17 protein-coding genes, 2 tRNA genes and 2 pseudogenes are annotated in these 24401 nt (G+C 35.2%); 9 read left to right on the top strand and 12 right to left on the bottom strand.

Features of this window, described 5'->3' with window-relative positions:
* Positions 1-171: 171 nt before the first annotated feature.
* From BVG17_RS03000 to dnaE, 6 genes are all read right to left on the bottom strand, one after another.
* A tRNA-Met gene (locus tag BVG17_RS03000) sits at positions 172-243 on the bottom strand.
* Complete coding sequence (gene purB / locus BVG17_RS02995; protein ID WP_063630714.1) at positions 243-1535, bottom strand: adenylosuccinate lyase; 1293 nt, start codon at positions 1533-1535, stop codon at positions 243-245. The genes BVG17_RS03000 and purB overlap by 1 nt, the downstream gene beginning before the upstream one ends.
* A 112-nt stretch (positions 1536-1647) precedes the next feature.
* Complete coding sequence (rplI, locus tag BVG17_RS02990; protein ID WP_063630713.1) at positions 1648-2172, bottom strand: 50S ribosomal protein L9; 525 nt, start codon at positions 2170-2172, stop codon at positions 1648-1650.
* Between the two features lie 3 nt (positions 2173-2175).
* A complete protein-coding gene (rpsR, locus tag BVG17_RS02985; RefSeq protein ID WP_063630712.1) occupies positions 2176-2454 on the bottom strand; it encodes a 30S ribosomal protein S18 in 279 nt (92 codons plus the stop codon).
* Positions 2454-3227, bottom strand: coding sequence for a 30S ribosomal protein S6 (gene rpsF / locus BVG17_RS02980; protein WP_063630717.1), 774 nt, complete (start codon positions 3225-3227; stop codon positions 2454-2456). Before rpsF ends, rpsR begins: the two co-directional genes overlap by 1 nt.
* 49 nt (positions 3228-3276) lie before the next feature.
* The gene (gene dnaE, locus BVG17_RS02975; RefSeq protein WP_063630711.1) at positions 3277-6597 is read right to left on the bottom strand and encodes a DNA polymerase III subunit alpha; all 3321 of its coding nucleotides are present in this window, start codon (positions 6595-6597) and stop codon (positions 3277-3279) included.
* A gap of 200 nt (positions 6598-6797) precedes the next feature.
* Between dnaE and BVG17_RS02970 the strand changes: the two genes are divergently transcribed.
* A complete protein-coding gene (locus tag BVG17_RS02970; protein ID WP_063630710.1) occupies positions 6798-7925 on the top strand; it encodes an ankyrin repeat domain-containing protein in 1128 nt (375 codons plus the stop codon).
* Between the two features lie 135 nt (positions 7926-8060).
* On the opposite strand, the gene BVG17_RS02960 is transcribed toward BVG17_RS02970, so the two are convergent.
* Together BVG17_RS02960 and lipB are read right to left on the bottom strand one after the other, a co-directional pair.
* Positions 8061-9020: an LD-carboxypeptidase gene (locus BVG17_RS02960; protein WP_063630709.1), complete on the bottom strand. Its 960-nt coding sequence runs from the start codon at positions 9018-9020 to the stop codon at positions 8061-8063.
* Positions 9020-9637: a lipoyl(octanoyl) transferase LipB gene (gene lipB, locus BVG17_RS02955; RefSeq protein ID WP_063630716.1), complete on the bottom strand. Its 618-nt coding sequence runs from the start codon at positions 9635-9637 to the stop codon at positions 9020-9022. Before lipB ends, BVG17_RS02960 begins: the two co-directional genes overlap by 1 nt.
* Positions 9638-9864: 227 nt before the next feature.
* Here lipB and BVG17_RS09505 point away from each other — a divergent pair, with 227 nt between their 5' ends.
* Positions 9865-11445 (top strand): hypothetical protein, encoded by a 1581-nt coding sequence (locus tag BVG17_RS09505; RefSeq protein WP_241654145.1) that lies wholly within the window; start codon positions 9865-9867, stop codon positions 11443-11445.
* Positions 11446-11737: 292 nt separating this feature from the next.
* Positions 11738-11956: pseudogene (locus BVG17_RS09500) on the top strand (phage portal protein); the annotation flags it as partial.
* Here BVG17_RS09500 and BVG17_RS08790 read toward each other — a convergent pair.
* Both BVG17_RS08790 and ltrA read right to left on the bottom strand, forming a co-directional pair.
* Positions 11848-12135, bottom strand: coding sequence for a hypothetical protein (locus BVG17_RS08790; RefSeq protein WP_162848918.1), 288 nt, complete (start codon positions 12133-12135; stop codon positions 11848-11850). The pseudogene BVG17_RS09500 and the gene BVG17_RS08790 overlap by 109 nt on opposite strands.
* Positions 12132-13613: a group II intron reverse transcriptase/maturase gene (gene ltrA / locus BVG17_RS02935; RefSeq protein WP_143688845.1), complete on the bottom strand. Its 1482-nt coding sequence runs from the start codon at positions 13611-13613 to the stop codon at positions 12132-12134. Before ltrA ends, BVG17_RS08790 begins: the two co-directional genes overlap by 4 nt.
* A gap of 596 nt (positions 13614-14209) precedes the next feature.
* On the opposite strand from ltrA, the pseudogene BVG17_RS02930 reads away from it, so the two are divergent.
* The 3 genes and pseudogenes from BVG17_RS02930 to BVG17_RS02920 form a co-directional block, all read left to right on the top strand.
* Positions 14210-15166: pseudogene (locus BVG17_RS02930) on the top strand (phage portal protein); the annotation flags it as partial.
* Between the two features lie 51 nt (positions 15167-15217).
* Positions 15218-16210: an ankyrin repeat domain-containing protein gene (locus BVG17_RS02925; protein ID WP_063630706.1), complete on the top strand. Its 993-nt coding sequence runs from the start codon at positions 15218-15220 to the stop codon at positions 16208-16210.
* A gap of 127 nt (positions 16211-16337) precedes the next feature.
* The gene (locus tag BVG17_RS02920) at positions 16338-16931 is read left to right on the top strand and encodes an ankyrin repeat domain-containing protein (protein ID WP_143688844.1); all 594 of its coding nucleotides are present in this window, start codon (positions 16338-16340) and stop codon (positions 16929-16931) included.
* A 69-nt stretch (positions 16932-17000) separates the two neighbouring features.
* Here the strand turns inward: BVG17_RS02920 and BVG17_RS02915 are convergent, their stop codons facing one another.
* Positions 17001-19484, bottom strand: coding sequence for an AsmA family protein (locus BVG17_RS02915; RefSeq protein WP_063630704.1), 2484 nt, complete (start codon positions 19482-19484; stop codon positions 17001-17003).
* Positions 19485-19838: 354 nt separating this feature from the next.
* Complete coding sequence (murJ, locus tag BVG17_RS02905; RefSeq protein WP_063630702.1) at positions 19839-21335, bottom strand: murein biosynthesis integral membrane protein MurJ; 1497 nt, start codon at positions 21333-21335, stop codon at positions 19839-19841.
* Between the two features lie 144 nt (positions 21336-21479).
* Between murJ and BVG17_RS02900 the strand changes: the two genes are divergently transcribed.
* The 3 genes from BVG17_RS02900 (at position 21480) to mnmG (ending at position 24401) form a co-directional block, all read left to right on the top strand.
* Positions 21480-21555: transfer RNA gene (locus tag BVG17_RS02900), tRNA-His, on the top strand.
* A 147-nt stretch (positions 21556-21702) separates the two neighbouring features.
* Positions 21703-22263, top strand: a complete 561-nt coding sequence (locus BVG17_RS02895) for a hypothetical protein (RefSeq protein WP_063630701.1) — start codon at positions 21703-21705, stop codon at positions 22261-22263.
* An 89-nt stretch (positions 22264-22352) separates the two neighbouring features.
* Positions 22353-24401, top strand: coding sequence for a tRNA uridine-5-carboxymethylaminomethyl(34) synthesis enzyme MnmG (gene mnmG / locus BVG17_RS02890; RefSeq protein ID WP_063630700.1), 2049 nt, complete (start codon positions 22353-22355; stop codon positions 24399-24401).

The raw sequence follows: 24401 nt of genomic DNA, 5'->3' as shown, positions 1-24401 counted from the left end.
ACCATTAGCCATTCCCTTGAATAGATACAACAAATGTTGTATCTTTATCACTTCACATACATTATTCCATATACTATATGAACAACTGAAAAAAAACTTCAGTTAATTGGACAATGAATCACGTTATTTTGTCAAATGCGCTGCTCTTGCCAAACCATAGTTTAGCTTGAGTGGCTGAGGAGGGATTTGAACCCCCGACCAAGAGATTATGATCCTCCTGCTCTACCACTGAGCTACTCAGCCTAATTAAAAACCTTGCTATATATGTAATCTATATGTTTCATATAATACTTCAAATCAAACAAAGACTCAAGTTTTTCAGAGTCAATAATTCCATGCAAGGATTTATCTTGTTTCAATTCGAACAGAAAATCACTGTTATCTTGCTTTACTTTCATTGCATTACTCTGAACAATTTTATATGCCTCTTCCCTAGTTAAACCACTACTTACCAACTCAAGCAATACACGTTGTGAAAAAACCAAGCCTTTTGAAGAATTTAAGTTCTTTTCAATATTTTCCTTATTGATCACCAATTTATCTATCAAATCTGTTAATCGTACTAAAGCAAAATCCATTGCTATACAAGCATCAGGAGCAATGCACCTTTCCACAGACGAGTGCGATATATCTCGTTCGTGCCATAGTGCAACATTTTCTAATGCAGGAAAAACATAGCTGCGTATTAAGCGTGAGAGCCCAGTCAAATTCTCACTTAAAATAGGATTACACTTATGCGGCATAGCAGAACTTCCCTTCTGCCCAGTGGAAAAATATTCAGAGATTTCGCTGACTTCAGTTCTTTGCAAATGACGAATCTCAATTGCAATATTTTCTATTGAGCTTGCAATTACTCCCAAAATTGAAAAGAACATGGCATGTCTATCACGAGGGATGACTTGAGACGATATGGTTTCAGGTATGAGTCCCATTTCTTTCGCTACATACTCTTCAACAAATGGATTAATATTTGCAAAATTACCTACTGCACCTGATATTTTACAAATTGAGATCTCTGTTTTCGCGCTAATTAATCTCTGATAATTGCGTTTAAATTCAGCATAAAATCTAGCAAATTTTAATCCAAGAGTTGTTGATTCTGCATGCATTCCATGACTGCGCCCAACACAAACAATATTTTTATAGTCCTCAGCCTTTTTTTTCAGTGCTGCAAGTATATTTTTTAAATTTTCGAGCAAAATATCACATGATTCCTTTAACTGAACCGCAAGGCATGTATCTAAAACATCAGAACTTGTCATTCCGTAATGGAGATAACGAACATCAACTCCTGCTTTTTCAGCAATATATGTCAAAAAAGCTATAACATCATGTTTTACAATGGATTCAATTTCGTTAATACGCTCAATATCAAATTCAATAGCACCAGAGAGCTTTTCAGCAACATCATTTGGAATAACTTTTAATTTTGCTTGAGCTTCACATGCTACTTTTTCTATTTTGAGCCATATGTTGAACTTATTTTTTTCTTCCCAAATGGAAGAGATTTCTTTGCGGCTATAGCGTGGGATCATTAGATGATCCCTGTCTTATCTTTGAACATGCTAGATCCCAGTGTGTAACACTGGGACGACAGAAAAAAAGTGCACTGGAATGACAGGAGTAGTTGAAATATTTTATTCACTGCTATTCGTTATTTGTATCTTCTTGTTGCTCAGATTTCTGATTTTGCAACTTTACTTGCCTCAATTCATGTGCATCTTTCTCAGATCTGACAACGTATATAGTAATTGGCACTATCACTTTACTATGTAATTCTATATTCACTTGATACTCGCCCAAATTTTTGATACTTATTCCACCAAAAGATAAACTATGATGACTTATCTCATATCCTTCTTGTAATAAAGTTTTTGCAACTTCACGTATTGTTACAGAACCAAAAATCTTTCCATCCTCTGAAGCCTGCTTTATTAATATAACAAACTTATCATGCAATGATGATGCAAGCACTTTTGCTGAATTTAATTTCTTGATATTTTCTTCTTCCAATAACAAACGCTGTTCCTCTAGCTTTATTAAATTTTCCTTAGTAGCTTTCATCGCCTTTTTTTGTGGAAAAAGAAAATTACGTGCATAACCTGGTTTAACTTTGACAACTTCACCAATCTTACCTAAAGTTGTTATATTTTCCTTTAAGATTATTAACATAAATTACCTAATTTTTTTAGTACAGTAAGGAGCAAGAGCTAAAAAGCGTGCTCTTATAATTGCTAAGCGCAACTTTCTTTGTTTTCTTGCGCACACACCTGTTAACCTTCTAGGTAATATTCTACCATAGTCAGAGGTGAATTTGGATAATAAATCTATATTCTTATAGTCTATGTCCTCATCTTTAGATGCAGCAAGAGGACAGACCTTAGGACGCCTAAAGCCAGTTCTGTTATTTACAGATACGTAAGAATTATTAAAACTATTTCGTCTTTTCATCATTATGCACTTTTCTCCTCAATTTGTTTATCCATCATGTAAGATTTACCTTTAAAAAACTCATTAACCCGTACAGACAAGTGGCGAATAATATTCTCATTCAGTTTTACTCTACGCTCAAATTCATCCATAATGCTTGAAGTAAAACTTATACACATCATACAGTAATGACCACTTTTCATCTTATTTATTGGGTATGCAAAATCCAATAGACCCCAATATTCATGTTTTATCAATCCTGAAGCTTCAATATTTTTCAAAAGCACTTCCAGAGTTTTACTCAATTGATTTGAGTCTACTATTTTAAAACTTTTTAAAACCTCTTGAAGGGGCTTTATTAGATGTTGTGAAACATTTTCCTTAAAAGCATTTACTACATTATAGATAAATGCACTTTTAGTGTTAGCTCCTGGAAGGTCCATAAAATTTTGTTTTATTCCCGTATCACTTAGTTCATTTTTCAATTCTTTATCGATTCTTGACTTTATTTCTTTTAAATTTGAAAAATCTTCTTCCAATTCAACCCATAAAATTTTTGTCAGAGTTTCCAAAAAATCAGAGTAAACAATCAGGCTTTTTTTAATGCTTTCAGTGCTTGCCTCTAGCTCTTGTTTTGTAGCTGTGCTATGGTCTCTTTCTATAAGACCTTTAACCTCCTGAGAAATAACATCTGCTTTTATATTTTTCAACAAAATAGCCAATTCCTGGACCATTTCTTCTACTTCTTGCTGCAATAAGTTCGGTTGTGCTATAAAAGTAAATTCATAGAGATTCACTATATCTTCCTTTAATATCAATTAAACACTTTAATTATATAAAACTTTTTTATATAAGCAAGTTATTTGTATTAATTTCTACGCCTTGAATCCAACTTAAGTGAGATATTTCATAAATAGTTTGGGGAGTGATTGAATATGCACCTGGCAACAAGATGCTGACTTTATGTTTTTCAAGAAGAAGCTCAAGCATTATTTTGGTTTTGCCTCCATTTTTCAACACTAAATTCAACTCCTCAGCAACTTTTTGCGAGTCTGCACATACAGCAGTTAAAACTAATCCTTTCATTAGAGAAGTAACCTTTTCTGTAAATTCAGATATGTCCTTTCCTGATAGTCTCGTTGTGTTTTCTGAAATTTCAAGATCAATTATCACAAATGCTCCAGGTGAAAATAGATTCCTTTTTTCTTCTATTATTTCATTATTGTAGAATGCTATTTCAGAAACATTGTGGGGATCAGAAAGTGTTAGGATAACAAATCTTCCACGTTCTGAGGTTCTCATACGCACATTTAATATTACACCAGCAGTTTTTATCGTCTTACTCTCTCCGATAAACCCAATATTTAATTTTTTCAAAAGAGTTTTAAATTTTTTAAGCGGATGATTAGTTAAATAAAACCCTAGTGAAAACAACTCATGCTCTAATTTTTCCTCTTCATTAAAATCTTCCACATTCTCGAGTTTTGGCTTGAGGACATCAAGATTGCCAAATAAAACAGCTTGATTTGACTGCCTATTTTTATTTGCAAAGTAAATCAATGTGTCTATTGACTCGTATAACTGCTTTCTATTTTTGTGCACACTATCGAATGTTCCAGATTTAATTAAACTTTCTAATGCCCTTTTATTTATTATATGTCCTGAATTTTGAATAAATTCCCATATGTCCTTATAAGAATTTGAGCGTGCGTTTACTATCCCTTTTGCTATAGAAAACCCAACATTACGCAAAGCAGCAATGCCGTAGCGTATATGTTCACCCTCTATTGAAAATTCAGCCTTAGATTTGCTGATATCAGGCGAAAGAACAGCAACTCCACTGAATTTTGCAGCATGATAAAACAAATTCAGTTTGTCTCTATCATCAATGTTGAGATTCATCAAGGCCGTAAAAAATTCTAGCGGGTAGTTAGCCTTAAGGTAAGCTGTTTGGTAAGATATAATCGCATATGCTGCAGCGTGGGATTTATTAAATCCATAACCAGCAAATTTTGCAACAAGATCAAAAATATAACTTGCCCTGTCGTAATCAACACCGTTTTTTGTTGCTCCTTGAACAAAAAGTTCACGTTGTTTATCCATCTCTTCCTTAATTTTCTTACCCATGGCACGTCTGAGTAAATCCGCCTCTGCTAAGCTATATCCAGAGAGAATACGCGCTATTTCCATTACCTGTTCTTGGTAGATTATTACTCCGAATGTTTCTTTTAACACCTCCTCAAGCAATCGATGAATGTAATCTGGCTTTTCAAGTCCATGCTTTCTTGCAACATAAGTTGGAATGTTATCCATAGGCCCTGGGCGATAAAGAGAAATTAAAGCGATGATATCTTCAATACAGTCTGGCTTTAGTTTGATTAAAGCTTCTCTCATCCCTGAACTTTCAAGCTGAAACACTCCGATTGAATCACCTCTTGAGAGCATTTCATAGGTTCTTTGATCAGCCAAAGAAACCGAGGAAATATCAAATTTTTTTTCATCACGATTAATTAAACGACATACATGATCTATCAGCGTTAGCGTACCAAGTCCTAGAAAGTCAAACTTTATTAGTCCAGCTTTTTCCACATATTTCATGCTGTATTGAGTGATTGGCAAAGCCGAATTTGGATCATAATAGACGGGAACAAAATTTTCTAACTTTTGATCGCATATCACAACTCCAGCAGCATGAGTTGAAACGTGACGGTATATTCCTTCAAGCTTCAAAGAGATATCAAGGAGTTTTGCAATTACTTCATCACTATCTCGTTCTTTCTGCAGATTGTGATCAAATTCTATTGCTTGTGATAAAGTTACCGGATTTACTGGATTAAATGGAACCATTTTAGATATTTTATCCACTTGAGAGTAAGGCATTTGCAATACTCTACCAACATCACGCAATACTGCCCTTGCTTGCAATTTTCCAAAAGTGATTATTTGAGCAACATAACCGTACTTTTTCTGAACATAATCAATAACCAGGTCCCTTTTCTCTTGGCAGAAATCGATATCAAAGTCAGGCATTGATATACGATCAGGGTTTAAAAATCTTTCAAAGATCAGACCAAATTTTATTGGATCAAGATCTGTAATCTGCAAGCTCCAAGCAACAATTGATCCAGCACCAGAACCTCTTCCCGGTCCAACTGGAATGCCATTTGCTTTGCTCCAACGAATAAAATCAGAAACTATCAAAAAGTAGCCAGCGTAGTTCATCGAAGTTATTACGCTTAGTTCGTAATTCAGCCGATCGTAGTATTGTTTAAGGTTTATGTCTGTTTCATTTGCAATGCGGAATTCTAATCCTGCAACTGCCTGCTCCCTCAGTTCTTCATTCTCAGTTTTATTTTCTCGACAAGGAAATTTAGGCAAGATAGGCTGCCTGCTTCTTGGCATGTAAGAGCACCGCTTAGCTATCACTAAAGTGTTATAAATTGCTTCGGGAATATCGCTGAACAGTTCCTCCATTTCTTCCACAGATTTGAAGTAATGCTCGGTAGTTAACTTCTTTCTGTTATTCTCCAGGGCATAACTGCCCTCCGATATGCACGTTAATATATCATAAGCTTCATAATCAGATCTATTTGAAAAAAACACATCATTCGTTGCCACTAGTGGTATATTGCGCTGATAAGCAAAATCTATTAAAGCTTCTTCAAGCTCTAGCTCTTTATTCAGCCCATGACGCTGCAATTCAACATATAAATGACCATCGAATGCTGAAAGCAGTTTTTCAACCGTTTCTTTGTCTTGCTCCAATAACAGTTGAGCCAAACATCCACCAGTTAAGGCGATTAGACCTGTATTAAAACTTAATAGCTCATCAAAATCAACGTAGGGAATATCGCTGCTATTTTTGCGCTTTTTAAAAGACTCACTCACCAAAGTGACTAAATTAGTGTAGCCTTGTTCATTTTTTGCAAGTAGCAATATTGGTAAATTTTGTTCTGAATGTTTAACTATAATATTGCATCCTACTATTAGCTGTATTCCCTTATTTGCTGCATATTCTGCAAACTCAAGTGAGCCAAATAAGTTGCCTGAATCAGTAACTGCAACTGCCGGCATTTTGTTCTGCAAACAAAGACCAATCAGCTCCTCAATTTTAACCGAACTCTCAAGCAGAGAATAAACGCTATGAACACGCAAATGTATGAACATAAAAAACTTTAGATTAGCAAAAAAAGGATAACATTAATTTACTCGTAGGGATATGAAAAGGTCTAACACTGAAATAACACCAAAGAGGCTACTTGAATCTAATTTACTATTCACAATCCCAGTTATTAGCTTGTTTTAATTGACTTTTTATCATAATTATGTAATAATTAAATAACTATTTTAATATTGAAGGTAAAATCATGACAGGAGAATATGAATCACTGAAAAAAGTACTGAGGACGATTGAGGCTAAGGAAGATTTAAATAAAAATAATATAATTGAGAAAATACAAGAAGAATTAAAGGAACAGGATCAAGGTCTATATAAAGAGTGGGAGAAAGATGAATTTGGTGTAAATCATGGATTTAGCTTAAATATTTCAGGGATAGAGTACTCAAAGCTTCCATTATTAATAATAGCTGCTCGGAATGGTTACACAAAGACAGTAAATGCTTTAATTCAAGCAGGAGCAAATGTTAACGTAGTGGATCAATGTAAAAGGACTCCTTTACATCATGCTGCTTTGAATGGTCGCGTAGACACAGTAGAGGTTTTGCTCAAAGCAGGAGCAAAAGTTGATTCAGTAGATCAATATGAAATGACTGCTTTGCATAATGCTGCTGAGAATAGTCACAAAAAGATAGTAGGGGTTTTAATCGAAAATAAAGCAGATAATATTGATGCGAAAAATTGCAATGGTAGTACTGCTTTGTATTGTGCTGCTTTAAATAATCACGCAAATATAGTAAATGCTTTAATCAAAGCAGGAGCAGATGTTGATGAGAAAGATATAAGTGAGTGGACTGCTTTGCACTGTGCTGCTAGTAATGGCCACAGAGACACAGTAGAGGCTTTAATCAAAGCAGGAGCAGGTGTTAATGCAGTGGATAAAGATAAAAGGACTCCTTTACATCATGCTGCTTTGAATGGCCGCGTAGACACAGTAGAGGTTTTAATCAAAAAAGGAGCAAATGTTAATGCAGTAGATAAAAATGGAAAGACTTATTTAGATTATGATAAGAGAGACGTAAAAGAAGCTCTATTAGAGGAAAGAGGTGGCTCTTTTGTGAAGGCGCGTAATAAATCAATGATTGCCGGTGGAGTAACTGGATTATTAGGCACTGCTATAGCAGTGGCACTTTTTACAACTGGAACAATTGCAGCTCAGTTGATACCTATAGTTATAGCAGTGGTTGCAGTTATAGCAGCAGCACTGGTAGTTGGTTGTGCTACATATGCATTACTAAAGCCTAGTACTAAAGTTGATGGAGCAGAAAAACCATCTGCCGTCTTAACAACAAATGAACAGCAAGAAGCTGATTTATAGTAGAGCGCGTGATGCAGGTTCCTGGATCCCAGTGTCTGGGCACTGGGATGACAAAAAAGGGGCTACTTGAATGACAAGGAAAGGGCTACTCGGATGACAACGAAGGTGCTGGAATGAAAGGAGTGTTAGATAAAGCTACTTGTATAACTGTTGCACATCCATAAACTCCTTCTCGTCTTGAACGCTAATGGTAGCGTGAGTGTTGAAAGGTAAAGGGTCATTTGTATGTCCATGGCCTACTCCTTTCATTGTAAATACTGGAAAGTTGACACTTTTTGCAAACCTTTCTTTTACAATTTCGACAAGATTATCATTATAACAGTTAATAAAGTCACCGAATATTACTGCATCTACTCCATCAAAAATATGAGCTTGTTTTAGGTGATCTAGACTGCGCTCAATTGAATATGGATAAACTTTTATGTCTTCTAAAAATAGAATTTTGTTTTTTGCGTTTATTTGCCAAGCAGTTCCTATGCTATTTTCAACCAAAGTCATATTACCACCGATGATTTTAGACTCTAATCTGCCATTTTTTAGTCTAACTCCATTATTTATCATCTTTAAGTTGTCAAATCTGATAGAGTTGCGTTGGTTAAGAATTAATTCTTTTAATTTTTCAACAGAGCTTTCAGCAACGGAGTTATTTACTATCATTTCTAACATGGTGCCATGTAGAGTTTGCCAGTCATATTTAACTTGCAGATAAATATGTAAAGCAGTGATATCACTATAACCTATGAGAATTTTTTTGTTTTGAGCAATTCTTTCTTTTTTATCATTGGGCAGCTTTTCTAGGTAAGGAATTAGCCGAGAAGCCCCTTCTCCTCCTCTGATACACCAAATTATTTTGCTATCATCAGTGAGAGCATTAACCAAATCATTCGCTCTAAACTCATCAGAATTGGAATAAAATGGATTGTCATTACTGTATATTTTCTCCGAAATATGAGGACTAAAACCTAAAGTTTTTATGGATTCTTTTATAGTGGGCAGATCCGATTCTTTTCCCTTCGAAGAAGGAGCAATAATATCAACTTGATTTCCAGGATTAGTGAGTAAAAGGCATAGAAAATAAAGAATAAAGGAATACATTAAAATATCTTATGAAACTCTTGCTTTAATATATCATCTAATTCGCAAAGAGAAACTTTTACTCCTAGTTTTTCCATTGATGTAACGCCGTAATCTTTCAGTCCACAAGGAACGATACCTTTATAATGAGAAAGATTCGGAGAGACATTAAGCGCTATGCCGTGATAAGTTACCCACTTTCTCAAGCGAATGCCAAAAGCTGCTATTTTTTCTTCTACTCCGTTGTTGTTCACCCAAATGCCTATTCTATCTTCCTTAAATTCCCCAAGTATATTAAAGTGTTTTAAAACATTTATGATCCAATTACTTAGGTCTCTGATATATAGTTTTATGTCACATTTGTTTCTTTTTTTAAGATTTAGCATTAAATATATAATGCGCTGCCCTGGTCCGTGATATGTATATTTACCACCCCTACCTGTTTTATATATAGGAAATAATTTTTCAATAATGTCATCATCTGTTGCACCGATTCCTGCAGTATAAAGTGGAGGGTGCTGGAGCAGCCATACTAGCTCGTCAGATAAATTATTGTAAATTTGTTGAATTTTTGCTTCCATGAATTTTATAGCATGGTTATAATCAATAAATTGGTTAGATATTAGCCATTTTGTCATATTCAATTTTTTCATTCAATTTTATATTACTCAACAAACGGCTTGATTTTCAAACAAGTTTAGGTTGTTAGTGAGCTTTTAAAGCTTACCATATAAAGTCATGTAATTTTCATAACGAAAAACTTGCCACTGCTTGGTGGCGATGAAAAATTTGACATATGCTATCAAATACACTATTATTAATAAATATTTAATATTTAGATTAAAATTTTTTATACGAGGAAGCTATGCAAAAGGTGATTAAAGAAATGAGTAAAGAGCACTCAAGAATATTTTACGAAAAACTTACTCAACAGAGAGAAGTTGAAATAAAAAGTGTAGAAACACAATTTAAGAAAAATAAAAAGGAAAATATAGAAACTCTGGAAAAACATTTCCATGATAGAACAATTCAGCCTATAAGCGAGTTCAAGAAAGTAGGAGAGAAAGAAGCGGGCTACAGCTCAGGGTTTCAAGCAGAGCACGAGTATAGCGACAATGAAGGTGACAAGGCAGCTTTCATGATTAAGTCTGTTCTAAACCATGCTCTGACAAAAGAGGAAAAACAGTCTAAGTTGGAACAGTTCAAAGAATCTTTTTACAAAGGATCAAGAAAAGCTGCAAAATTGCAAAATCCTTATTTGTCAGATGATGAAATAGATTCTTTTATTGATCTATCATGGCAGAACGTAGAAAGCAATATATGTCATGATGACCTCAATATTGCTGATTTTATCAGGGAATATGTTGCTGGTGATTTATATAAGCTGTTTTTATATGACAGAGCTCCAATTGTTGAATTGGTGATAAATAAAGATTTACCAGAAAAAAGATTCGCTGATGATAGTGATAAATTTAAAGAGCATATTGAGCAAGAGAAAGGTCAAGATCAACTTCATTTGAGATCAAAGTTTTTGGACAAATTTACAACATTAATGGATCTTAAAGAGAAAGGTGAAAATTACCAAGATGCAAAAGGTTTTGAGAAAATATTAGCTGCTCAAATATTACTTGGAGAGGTTGATATTATACAATCAGAAAATTTTGGTGTAATAGAGAAGGAATATGAAAATGCAAAAGGTGAAAAAGTAAAAGAAAAACTATGGGCAAAAATTGATCATGGTAGATCATTTTATTTGAGCTTTAGTGGCACCAAAAGTTATTTACAAAACTTTTATACCTTTCTGATCATATTGAGAAGCTATGGCATAAAAATAGATCTAGAAAAGCTATCAAAAGAGTTGGAAGATTTCATTGACTACTATGATAAAAGCAAAGAAAAATTTGAAGCTTTGATAGATAGAAAGGCAAGCACTTTAAATCATATATTGGATCCTAATATGCAGTTTGACCTTAGGTATATTAATGGATCTAAATTTAATATTAGGAATTTTAAGTGCATGAATGGGGAATTTACATACCAGGAGAAGATACATTCTTCAACTCCTGCTTGTAACTCTTCAAGTGCTAGTTTGAGTGATTACTTTAAACAGAACTTAGAAGCCCAAGTTGGAATGGTAAGAAACCTTGCTAAATTACTGAAGAAATTAAACAGAGTTGACAAGATTTGTAGCTACATAATAGCTGACAAGGTTCATAGCTACATAACCAAACCTTCATTCTGTCTATTTGTTCCAACGTTAATAGCAGCTATATTTACAAGTGGAACTTTAGGCACAGCCTTTACTGTAGCTGCAGCGGTAACAGGAATGTGTATGATTATTGGAATAGTGACAAGCATTTGCCTTTCTGTTTATGCATACAATAGCTGCAATAGCAAAATTAACGACCCAAAAGTTGAGGGATTTCAAGGAGAGCTTCAGCTTTGATAACAGCTTTTCTGGTTTCTTTAACGATGGTGTAGTTGAAGTAGTCCATGTTTGTCATCCGAGTAGCTGACACTGAGATCCAGTTTTTCATACAATCTAGTCAAAGATGTTCGTTCTAGAATAAAACAGCTATGCTCACCAGTTAAGTGCGCTATCTACAATTAAATTCTTGGATCCCAGTGTCAAGCACTGGGATGACATCATCATAAAGGAACCAGTTTCAGCTATTCTAACAGCTCATATTAATTCAACTATAATTTCAAATTTTTAACAAAATTTTCAGGAGGCACATATGAATTTTAACATTTTTCAAAGAAAGAAAAGCAGTGAATACTCTGCTTTGCAACTAATGATGGAACCAAGTTGGAGTAGGCGCGATTATGCAAGTTTTGCTGAGGAAGGCTACATAAAAAATGTCATTGCCTTTCGAGCAATTAATATGATCGCAAGTGCTGCATCTTCGGTACCTTTTACTCTCTGCCAGCTTACTGACCAGGGAAAATCACAACTGAACGAGTAAGAGTTTAGTGGACTAAGATATCTTCCACTAAACCCTCCTCTAGGAACCGTACTTGAAAGTTTCCCTTCATACGGCTCGAGCCATCTTAAGTCCTTTTCTTGAGAACCGGCAACATTTTCCTTCAAATATTCTGGCATTTCAAATTCCTTACTAGGATTAACGTTAATCATATCTTATCATCCTCATGAAGAGAAGGATTATTTGATCTACGTTTTTCAAAGTAGGCATACCATTCTTTATCGTAGGGATTTGCCTCAGCTTGAATTTTCTTATGGCGACGAATTGGTACGCTTGTTGCTTGAAAGAGTTCCTTCCACTCAACTGTACCTTCCTTATTAGTTAATGTTGCAAAGCACCATCTTCTGGCTTCTTTGGTTTTAAAGTATTTCTCTTTAATCCAACGTAAGCCTTTGTTAGGGTGTCTGCGTTTTGACCATTGCCATAAGGCTCTAAAAATCTCAGAATCCACTTTCTCATAAGCTTTTCTTGCGCATATTCCCCTGTGGTAATATACCCAACCTCGAATTTGAGGTGTGAGCAGTTCTATTACTTTTTCTTGGGTTGCTGCGCAGTTCTTACGAATCAAGCACCGGATGCGCTTCAGAAGTCGGTTTGTACTTTCTGCTGAAGGTTTGATGATTATCTTCTTTTTGTACTTACGTACTGTCTGACCTAGAAAATCAAATCCCTGTTCTACGTGTGTGATCTTGGTTTTTCCTGTGGATAGAGTTAACCCTCTGTCGCTGAGGAAATCCTCTACTAGCTGCTTGACTTTAGTCTCTAGGATTTCTTTTGATTTTCCAGTTACTATAAGGTCGTCCGCGTAGCGGATCACGTGCACACCATATTTCTTGCGTTTTCTTGTACCCTTCTTCCCGAAATGTTTACTGATAACATTTTCGAGACCATCAAGGGTCAAGTTGGCAAGTACAGGAGAGATAATTCCCCCTTGTGGAGTTCCTGCTATTGTAGAACGGAACATTTGCTTTTCTACGAATCCAGATTTTAACCACTTGCTGAGAATACTCTTTTCCATTGGGATTGAGTTTTCTAACCAGCAGTGGTCTATTTCATCAAAACACTTCTTAATATCCGCCTCTAGGATCCATTGCGGTCTGCTACGTCCTGCCAAAGTTGTGTGTATTTGACTTACTGCATCAGCCGCTGAGCGATACTTTCTGAATCCATATGAGTGAATGTCTCCCATTGTTTCTGCAATAGGGTCAAGTCCCATAAGATATAATGCTTGCATCGCTCGATCTTTCATAGTGGGAATACTAAGAGGTCGCTTGCTGCCTGTAGGTTTAGGAATATAGATTCGCCTCAAAGGTTGAGAGCGGTATCCTCGTTGCCTCAGGCTTGCAATTCCTTGAGATTTTGCTGAAGGGCTTTGCCACAACTGGTTATCAACACCTGCTGTGCATTTTCCTTTATTTGAAGTTACGCGTTTGACTGCTAATGCTTTAGCACTAAAACTACGTGTTAGGAGGCGTTGTAAAGTTTTCACTTTATTCCATCTCCTAGCTTTTGTTGCCTGAACAATACGAGCTTGTAGCCTTCTAGTATTTTTTCTGCACTGAAACCAGCTAATTTGATTCCAGTGTTCTGCCGTACCGGAAGGTGCACTTACAATTTTACCTGTAACCATCTGCTTTCCTCACTTAAAAGGTTTTACAAACAATCTTGTTCAAGATGACCGTAGTGGACGTCAGTTCTCTTTCGAGCCAGGTAACGTTTAAACCTGTATCTCATCCGTTACAGATGAGCGTTCACTTTTTCCACACTCCCAAACCCACATATCCATCGGTCTTTCTCACGATCAACCTTACTGAATTCCTAGGGATATATGGGATTTCCGTGTTCCACCTATCAAACAACGAGCGGGTTAGGATTGATCTATACACCGGTGGTGTTTATGTTTGCGTATCAGATGCGTTCACTCCGATAACCTACCACATACCTTTTGGTCCAAGCCTGTCAGTGTCTTTGGCTTGTTCGACTTAACGATGCTTACGATCATTCACTTCTGTTATCCATACCGTTCACCCTAGCCCCCGTGCCAACTTGACACTAATAGCATCGTCCTTCTTCACAGACCGAACTTCTCCTTTTCAGGCGGGTTCATTGTCCTAAACGCTTTGCATAAGACATTACTGTACTTATACAGTTTAGTAGGGTACGAGTGGCAAAACACTCGGTTTAGTCAGAGCTAAACAGTTCAATAGACGACTTTCACGTCGCACAAAAGCGCATCCATTACTGAAGTTACTTTATTCTCCTAATCCAATGACATCAAAATCGGAATTTATTGAAGGGATTGTGACTTATCGATTAGTTAATGGCAATTCTTATGTATTGATGATTGAGGCGCAGAACAAACCAACAGAGCTTTATCTTCTGCGCCCCGATAGAGTTGAAATTATTCCAGGAAGAAATAACGTTCCTTATGTCTATCGTTATACCGTAAATAACAACAGTTATGACTTTAGAGTTGATAAATTGACTGGGCGTTCAACAGTACTGCATCTTAGAACCTTTAACCCTTTGAATGATTGGTATGGACTATCACCAATTGAGGCAGCTGCATATAGTATAGATCAGCATAACCAAGCGGGAGCTTGGAATCAGGCAATGCTGCAAAATGGAGCAAGACCAAGTGGTGCAATAGTTGTGAAATCAGAAAAGGATGGAAGCGGTGGAAACTTAAGTCAAGAGCAGTACCAACGCTTAAAAGCGCAGATAAATGATCATTATTCAGGTCCTGTCAACGCTGGGAGACCTATATTGCTTGAAGGAGGCTTAGAGTGGAAGGAGATGAGCTTATCACCAAGGGATATGGATTTTATTGAATCCAAGCATAGCTCAGCTCGCGATATTGCGCTAGCTTTTGGCGTTCCGCCGCAGTTGCTTGGCATACCAGGTGATAATACTTATAGCAATTTGATCGAAGCACGTCTTTCCCTTTGGGAACAGACGATTTTACCAACGCTAGAAAATATTATCTGTCACCTGAATTCTTGGCTAGTGCCCAAGTTTGGTAAAGATTTATGTTTGTCATATGATAAAGACGCGATAGAAATTCTAATGGAAAAAAGACAAAAGATGTGGAAATACGTGGAAAACGCAAGCTTCATGACACTTAATGAAAAAAGAGAAGCTTTTGGCTTGCCACCGTTACCCGGTGGTGATAAATTGGGTTGATATTATTTTTTTGCATATTAAATTAACTACAATGAAATTGTGGGGTAAATTATGAATGAAAGGGAACAAAGAGAATTGGATGAACTATTAATGAATTCTTCTAAAGGAGAGAATATACAGCAGATTACGGAGTTGATAGAAGCTGGAGCAAATATTAATGCAGTAACAACTGTGCAAAAGGAGACTCCTTTACATATTGCAGTTAGGTATGTTCATAAGGAAGTAGCAGAGTTGCTGCTTAATAAAGGGGCAAATGTTAATGCAGTAGAAAGGCGAAAGTGGACTCCTTTACATACTGCAGTTAAAAGTGGCAAGGTGGAGGTAGCAGAATTGCTGCTTGATAGAGGAGCAAATGTTAATGCAGTAGATAATCTGGATATGACTCCTTTACATTTTGCACTTAAGTATAATCGGGAGGAATTAGTAAGGTTGCTGCTTGATAGAGGAGCAAATGTTAATGCAGTGGACAAGAAAGGAAGGACTCCTTTATCTATTGTAGCTAGTGATGATTACCACATAGGGTATTGCGATAAACCGATTGTAGTAAGAACTATAATTGCATATGCTGTGGTACATAGTGGTATCACAACGAAACCAGAGTGTATTGTTAACAATAGTGAATTGTCCGAATTTTGGGATTCTTATAAGAAGAGGATGGAGGACGTTAAACTTAGTAACAGCACTATATCATTATATCAGTTTCTGCGAGAGACTGATGAGAATAAATTAGCAGGTTATTTTTCTGGTAGAGAATATGATGAAATAAGGTGTTCTGACGCATTGGAGTATATATCAGAATTTCCTGAACACGTTGATACGATAGTAAGCCAATTTGATAAGGCATCGGACAGAAGGGGTTTATTGGATAAAAGTAAAGCAGCTATAGAGAATTCTAATTTGTGGGTGTTACATCAAGTTTTTGACGAAGTAACTTATCACTTAACAGATAAAGAGTTAAAGAACATTATAGAGGCATTTCCAAGTCGGAATTTGGATAATCCAAGTGCTGAACAACTTCAAGCAGCTGCTCAAGCTCATAATTAGAGTAATGTACACAGGCCTATGCTCATTATAAAAGGAGAAAGTTTTACCATTACCCTGATGATAAGTTGAATTGATGTTCATATAGTGTAGATATTTATACTAAGCTGTAAGAAATTAGAGGTATTTTATGTATCAAGAACAAGAAAATTCAGTAAGTAATTCTCGATTTACTCTTCCTCATATAGAATTGTTATCGACATGCAAAGCGAATGTTAATGCAGCAGATCGTAATGGTGAAACTCCATGCAAAGCGAATGTTAATGCAGCAGATCGTAATGGTGAAACTCCTTTACATTATGCTGCTAAAAGAAATCGCTTAGAGCAAGTGAAATTATTGCTTAAAAAAGGAGCAGTTATTGATATAAAAAATCGTTTCGGTTATACTCCTTTATACTGTGCTGTTCGTTCAGGCCACACAAGTATGGTAAAATTATTGCTTGAAAAAGGAGCAGATATTGATATAAAAAATCGTTTCGGTTATACTCCTTTATACTGTGCTGTTCGTTCAGGCCACACAAGTATGGTAAAATTATTGCTTGAAAAAGGAGCAGATATTAATACATCAAGTAATTTTTATGTTACTGTTTTACATTTATCTGTTCGCGAAGACTATAGGGAGATAACACGTTTATTGCTTGGAGAGACAGAGAGTCCAAGCACAAGCTGCAGCGACGCAAGCATTGAGAATGTACAAACAATCAATCAGTCTTATCATTGGTGAGAGTAGAACATCTTTTACTAAGGTCTAACTTAAAGATAGATGGTCCCTTAAATCCTATATCTAAATGAGTTAACTATTTTTCTTGCTAACTAATAAAGTGGTAAAGATTTGATCTACATCAAAACTCATCTTAGGGTGCCAAATAGGGCCATCTAAGTGTGCCTCGATATAAAGAGGACTATTATGATTTGGTAGTATGAAAAAGAGTCTGAATATAGAAGTTAAGGAGAAATTAGATAAGATTAAATTAGAAGAGATAGAACCTGATGCTTGATCGATACTAAACTGTGAGCTAGTTGAACATACACCACTGTTAATACTTACTTTTCCATTAATATTTTCAAAAAGCGTACTGCCATTATATATATCAACGTAAGCAAGCTTGGAAATTTCAGGTTTATTCTTACTGCTTAACAACTTAGTGATGAATGAATTAAAATCCACATTTGTAAACTCTATTTTCTGTGCTTGAAAGTTTACATTTCCTGATAAGTTACTAGCCCAATCATCAAAGCTTGTCCCTTGAGTTTTGATTTCACCACTTAAGCTTATCTTGCCATTTATGTTATTAACTCCTATAACTTCCTTGGTGTCCAAATTTGCAATAGAAAATTTTGTGTGAATTAAGCCTGCTTTTAGATAACCCTGAAAAAACATTTGTCCATGTTTTAGTATGTAACTTATCTGTTTGATAGTGATAGTGTTGTTTCTTATCACTGTATCCAAGTTAAAATCTTTTAAGACGTTTTGCCCAATTTTAAATTCTGTAGTTTTGATTTGCACGTTTGCATCAAAATCTCCTTTCTCATCTAAAAAATTAAGCTGCTTTGTTGACCATTGAATTTGATTTATTTCATTTCTTGAGTTTCTTTTTACCTCTAATAGTTTTGGTAATTTAAAGATATTTCCATTAAATTTATTACCTGTAAGGTTTACGTCTAATAAAGGCTTAGTGTATTTTTGATCCACTAATATTTTTACACTACCGGTAATGTCGAAATCTTCTCCGAATAACTTTATTTTATCTGCAACTAGCTTGTTCTCTTGTATTTTTAATGAAAAATCCAAATCTTCAATTTTTGTACCATTGAATATAGAATCTTTAACACTAGTTCTTATATTTACATCATACTTAAGATTTTTCAGCCATTGCACTTTGCTGAATAATGAATAATCATATTTATCTATATTAATTTTATGTATGCTAAATTTGCTATCGATCATATTGTGTTTTTTTGTGTGATTTACCTTAATTGATCCTTGCCAAGATTCTTTGTTATTTAGCAATCTGATATCTGAAAGAGATAATATTCTAGGTGCTAAATATAGTTTAGAACTTGCTGTAAATTGACTTTTCTCTCTTTCTTGCATCTTGATAGAAGGTAAAATATGTGAAATGAACGACTCACCCTTTATCAATATATCACCATTAAATTCAGACAAGTTGCCATTGTTTGAAACTTTTCCTGATAAGCGAGATATATTATTGGTTCCAGGAAACTGAAGAAGAGTATCAACGTTTATTTCGCCATTAGCAAATTTTAGCGTAGCATGAAATTTGTCCAATATCCTGTTTTGATATTGAATATTTGAAGCTTCCATATTAAAATCCAAGCTCAGGTTCTTTGGCACAACCTCTCTAAAAGATTCTAAAAGACCCTTCATATCTGTTGTTTTGTGTGAGCCGTTTTTTAGGTCGACTTTACTAAAACTAATATTGATATTAGTATGATCACTTTTTCTATCATTTTGTATTATACCAGTGCCTTGCATGCTTTTGGACTCAATTTTTAAATCAGTTGCCGTAAACTCGCTTTCATTGAGATTGATATTGGATGATATCTCAATATTTTCGCTGGGAATCACATAAGAAAGGAAGCTAAGATTAATGATTTTTGCTAAATTGCTCACAGAACCGGAACTGTTATTGATTGTCAGTATTAAATTACCCTGTTGATTTCTATTACCTTTAAATAGCAAATTTGCAAAATTTGAATCAACACTAATGTGTACATTATTTTTTGTGACATTAACCTTTCCAGAAAAATCGTAATTGTTGTCACCAATCTGTACTTCACCAAAAAACTGCTTATTTTTTTTTATAGCAACTTCCTTGATGTTAATAGTATCGGCGTTAAAACTTATTTGGCTGTCCTTTATTAATATATCAACTATATTATCATTGGCTTTCGTATTTATAATATTAAGTAAATTTTCTTTGTTGCTTTTCATGCCCAAAAATGAGATTGACTTTGGTTGCAATGAAAATGAAAACAACGATGGCCTTATTTCAATTTTTTTTGCACTAATTAAATCTGATAATTTTTGCTCCTTGTTTTTGTTGTATTGTACATATACATTGTGAATAGTAAGTTTTGGAGTAATGAGCGAAACTTCAATTTTTCCTCCAACATGTACTTTAGCATCATACGTCTTCTCTAACTCTTTTACGATATATTCTCTGTAGCCACTCCAATCCTTAAAAGTTGCAGCAACGTGCATGAGAATTAATAGCAACGAGATTGATAATATGGCGTATAAAGAAAGTTTCATAATAGACCTCTCATTCCAGCATCCCTTCTCTTCTTGTCATCCCAGTCTGGGATCCAGGAAATTTGATTAGACATTAAGTTAATTAGCAAAAAAGTAGCTATTCTTATGTTAAAACACAGCATTTTTACATGAGAAGCTGGTCTGATGAGCACTGGGTTCCCAGTGGAAATTGCTCTCAAACCACAACACTTATACAGTTGTGTGTGTGACACTGTGATCCAGTGTGACTTAAATAAGGTTTTCCAGATTATATAATCAACAAAATTTCTGGATCCCAGTGTCAAGCACTGGGATGAAAGGAGTGGATATTGGAATAGTAGCTGAAATGACATATAGCAATACAAAGGGTGTAATTTATACATATTTCAAATTATTCAAATTTCCTCTAAAAATTAGGTAAAGAGTGCTAGAATAAATAATAACACTCAAAGCTATTAAAGTTACTAAATAAACAATACGAGCTAGCCCTCTATCGAAAAACAACCCTGCTGATAAGTAATTAGAGAGATAAAGAACTATTGACATAACCAATGTTGCAGTGAGAATTTTTACAATATTTAGTAATAATGCTTGGCTAATCTTATACATCTTATTTATTGTTAAATAATTAATCAATAAAATAGAATTTATCCAAGTGGAAATGGAAGTAGCAATAGCAATTCCTATATGTTGGTATTTGTTCATTAATATGAGATTTAGTATTACATTAATTCCAAGGCACGTTAATGAGAACATAGTTGGTATTTTTAGCTTTCCCCTAGCAAAGAATGTGGGTAGCAATACTTTGTTTATAATAAATGCGGGTAAAGAAAGAGAAAATGCTACTAATGTAGGAACAGTTTGCTGCACTGCATAATAATCAAATCGGCCGTAAGAAAAAAGCGTAAGTAAAATTATGTCAGGAATAATGATAAAAGCAGCAGTTATTGGCATAATTAATATTAACCCTATATTAAGGGCCTTGTTCTGTATTTTGACTATATTCTCAGTATCATTTATTCGTTTTGAAATCAGAGGAAGAAGTACTGTACCAATTGCAGTGCCAATTACTCCTTGCGGTAGTTGATTTAGTCTATCGGCATAATATATATAAGAAACTGCATTTGGTATAAAACTCGCCATGATTGTGTCAATCCATACACTTATTTGTATTACACAATTGTTGATAATTGCAGGTATCACACGCTTGAAAAACAACTTCACTTCGTTACTTAATTCTAAACTAAAAGAAAAGAAAGCCTTTAATTTGTATGCACTAAATATTATTAAAAGTAGCTGCAAAATCCCTCCAATCAGGACAGCTATAGAAAGGTTATGAGCCGGTGTTTCAATGTAAGGTAAAAACAAACTGATGATTAAACAGAGGTTCAAAATGATTGGTGAAATAGCTGTTGAAGCAAAATGCTGTTTTACTTGCAACATTCCACCAATAAGTGATGTGATTGACACGAAGATTATGTAGGGCATCATAATTTTCGACAAAGTTACAGTAAAGGTAAATTTATTTTGGTCAAATCCAGGAGTGAAGATTTTGATCATGTAAGGGAAGAAGGTTTGTGTGATAAGGCAAAAAATTACTAGAATAATAAACGTAATGGATATTACACTACTTGCGAAATTAAATGCCTTTTTATTATCATATGACTCTGCAGAGTATAATGGTATGAATGAGGTAGTAAATGCTCCCTCTGCAAAAAACGATCGAAATAAATTAGCAAAGCGAAACGAGGAAAAGAATATATCTGCAAGAGAAGTTGCACCAATAACTGTAGCAATCAATACATCTCTTATTAGCCCTAAAATTCTTGAAATAGCTGTAAAAAAACTAAATGTGAAAATACTTTTAAACATATCACGATTTCAATACGATTAACTATAATGCTAAAAGCATAAATGAAAATGTTTATTCGCTAAACTTAAAACTCTATGCAAAAGTAGGTAGCTTAAATAATTAATTGACTATTTATGCTTGTGTGTTAGAAATTTTATACCTTGGCGGGCGTAGCTCAGTTGGTAGAGCGTCAGTTTGTGGTACTGAATGTCGCCAGTTCAATCCTGGTCGCTCGCCCCACTAAAAATCTCCACTTTACATAGATATAAACATTAGATATTTTTGCACGTCCGTTAGCATTCCTTGTTGCTTTAGTATTTAGATGGCGGAGGGGAAGTTTGCGATTTAAAGTAAAAATGATGCCTATTAATTAGTGAGAGGGATTGTATGTATATTTGTTTGTTAGCTTATAGTATAGTGTCAGCACTAGGAGTATTAGCTTGGTGGTTAAGTTTTGACACTTCATCACCTTTAGCCATAGGTGGAATTGCTGGTTGTATAGCTCCAGCATTGATTGCGATTTTTCACGTAGCATGTTTGCTATATAAGTTTTGCAAAAGAGATCCTGTTGGGGAAAAGCATGAAAAAGCAGCAATTATTTTGAGTATTACTATATCTGCAAGTGCTATAATTGGAATTACACTTACTGCAGGTGCAGCTTCTATTTTTCCTAATCCAATAATAGGATTTACATTTATAGGTACAACAATAGGTCTAATAGCACCTATTTTAGGGCTTTTTGCAACTGTAGCTATAATGCATTGTGCAGATAAAACAGCAATTACATCTGCAGTAAGTGCAATTTCGATTACAGATTCTACATATGTCAAAATATCTCAGGAAGAAGAAGTAGATGAATGTATTACCTTTCCGGAAGAAGAAGTTAATAAAAGTATCATCTTTCCCAAAGTTGAAAAAGTTTTTTCTGCGAGAGAGACGGCAGTTTGAGCTAAGTTAGTGTGCAATGTTGTAATCTGTAAAATTTGACATCAATCACTGATAGTTGGAATATTATAGAGTAGGAATTACTCAAGAAGATGCATAAGTACGATGTAGTGGTAGTAGGTGGCGGTCATGCCGGGTGTGAAGCAGCTACAGCTGCAGCTCGCCTTGGTGCAAACACACTACTTATAACTCACAAAATTTCAACTATAGGAGAGATGTCTTGTAATCCAGCAATTGGAGGAGTTGCAAAGGGTGTTGTAGTTAGAGAAGTAGACGCCCTTGATGGAATAATGGGGAGAGCTATCGACCGAGCAAGCATACACTCGGTCGTTTTAAATGGCAGCAGAGGCGCAGCGGTATGGGGCCCACGTGCACAGGCAGACCGAAAATTATACAAAAAAGCAATACAGGAAATTATTCTAAATTATAACAACTTGACAGTAAAAGAAGAGTCAGTTGACGATTTTCTTATCGAAAGTGATAGCAATGGAGAATCTTATATAAAAGCTGTAATAACAGACTCAGGTGAACGTATACTGACAAGCAGAGTTGTTTTGACTACAGGGACTTTTTTACGTGGTGTGATTCATATAGGAGAGCAAACAACTCCTTCTGGAAGAATGGGGGATAAACCTGCAATAGAGCTTGCAAACACGCTAAAGAAGTATGATTTTAAACTGGGCAGATTACGTACCGGAACTCCACCGAGGCTTGATCGTGGCACTATAAACTGGTCGGTATTACAAGAACAAGTGGGTGACAATCCACCTACACCATTTTCTTATCTTACAGAGAAAATTAACCAGCCTCAGGTTTCATGTTTTATTACTCATACTAATGAACATACACACAGAGTAATTCGAGAGAATCTTCACAGATCAGCTTCTTCATATTTAGATAACGTTATTGCACCAAGATACTGCCCATCAATTGAAACTAAAGTTAAAAAATTTGCAGAAAAAAATAATCACCAAATATTTCTAGAACCAGAAGGGATTGATGATAACACTATATATCCAAATGGAATTTCAAATTCATTGCCCATCGAAGTGCAGTATGAAATGATAAAGAGTATAAAAGGGCTTGAAAATGCAGAAATATTAAGACCTGGATATGCAGTTGAATACGATTATATCGATCCACGAGAGCTATTTCATACTCTCGAAACTAAGAAAATTAAAGGACTATATTTTGCTGGTCAAATTAATGGTACCACTGGATATGAAGAAGCAGCCGGGCAGGGAATTATTGCCGGAATCAATGCAGCACTCTCTTTATCTCAAAAAAGTTTTGTTCTTCATCGTACAGACTCATATATCGGTGTAATGATAGACGACTTGGTCACTAAGGGAATTGACGAGCCTTACAGATTATTTACCTCGCGTGCAGAATATAGACTGGCAATCAGGTCAGATAATGCAGATAGAAGATTGACACAAAAAGGTTATGACATTTCCCTTGTATCGCATGAGAGATACTCTGTTTTGCAGGGTAAACTTAAATCCATTAAGCAACTTGAGGAGAAATTAGAGAGCCTAACAATTACTCCTGAGCAGCTCAGGTCCTATGGCATTAAAATATCTTATGATGGAATAAGAAAAACAGCATTAGATTTGCTCGGTTATCCAAATATTGACTGGAATAAATTACGAGAAATATGGCCAGAGTTAAACATGGGTTCCAGTGTCAGCTACTTGCATAACACCAAAGCACCTCTTCCTGTCATCCAAGTAGCTGACACTGGGATCCAGTACTTGAATGATGATAGAATGGATGCAGTTGACACTGAAAAAAATGTAGATTCCAGCGTCATGTGCTGGAATAACACTATAACTGATAGCATAGCCAAGAATGAAATATATGAAGCAGTTGCAATTGAAGCAAAATACAAGCCTTATTTAGTAAGACAAGAAGCAGATATGAAGTTTCTACAAGAGGAAGTTAATACTCAAATTCCAACTAATTTCAACTACTCACAGATTAAAGGCTTGTCAACTGAAGTGATAGAAAAGTTGCAGTCAATAAAGCCAGCAACAATTGGTATTGCGAAGCAAATACAAGGTATCACTCCAGCAGCGATAGTTAGCATATTAGTGTACCTTAGGAATAAGAAAACGAAAATAGCTGCTAATTCTGCGTAA

The organism is Wolbachia endosymbiont of Laodelphax striatellus (genome assembly GCF_007115015.1).
GTDB lineage: Bacteria > Pseudomonadota > Alphaproteobacteria > Rickettsiales > Anaplasmataceae > Wolbachia.
Note: the sequence above shows the minus strand (reverse complement) of the source record. Positions and strands in the feature narration are given on the sequence as shown.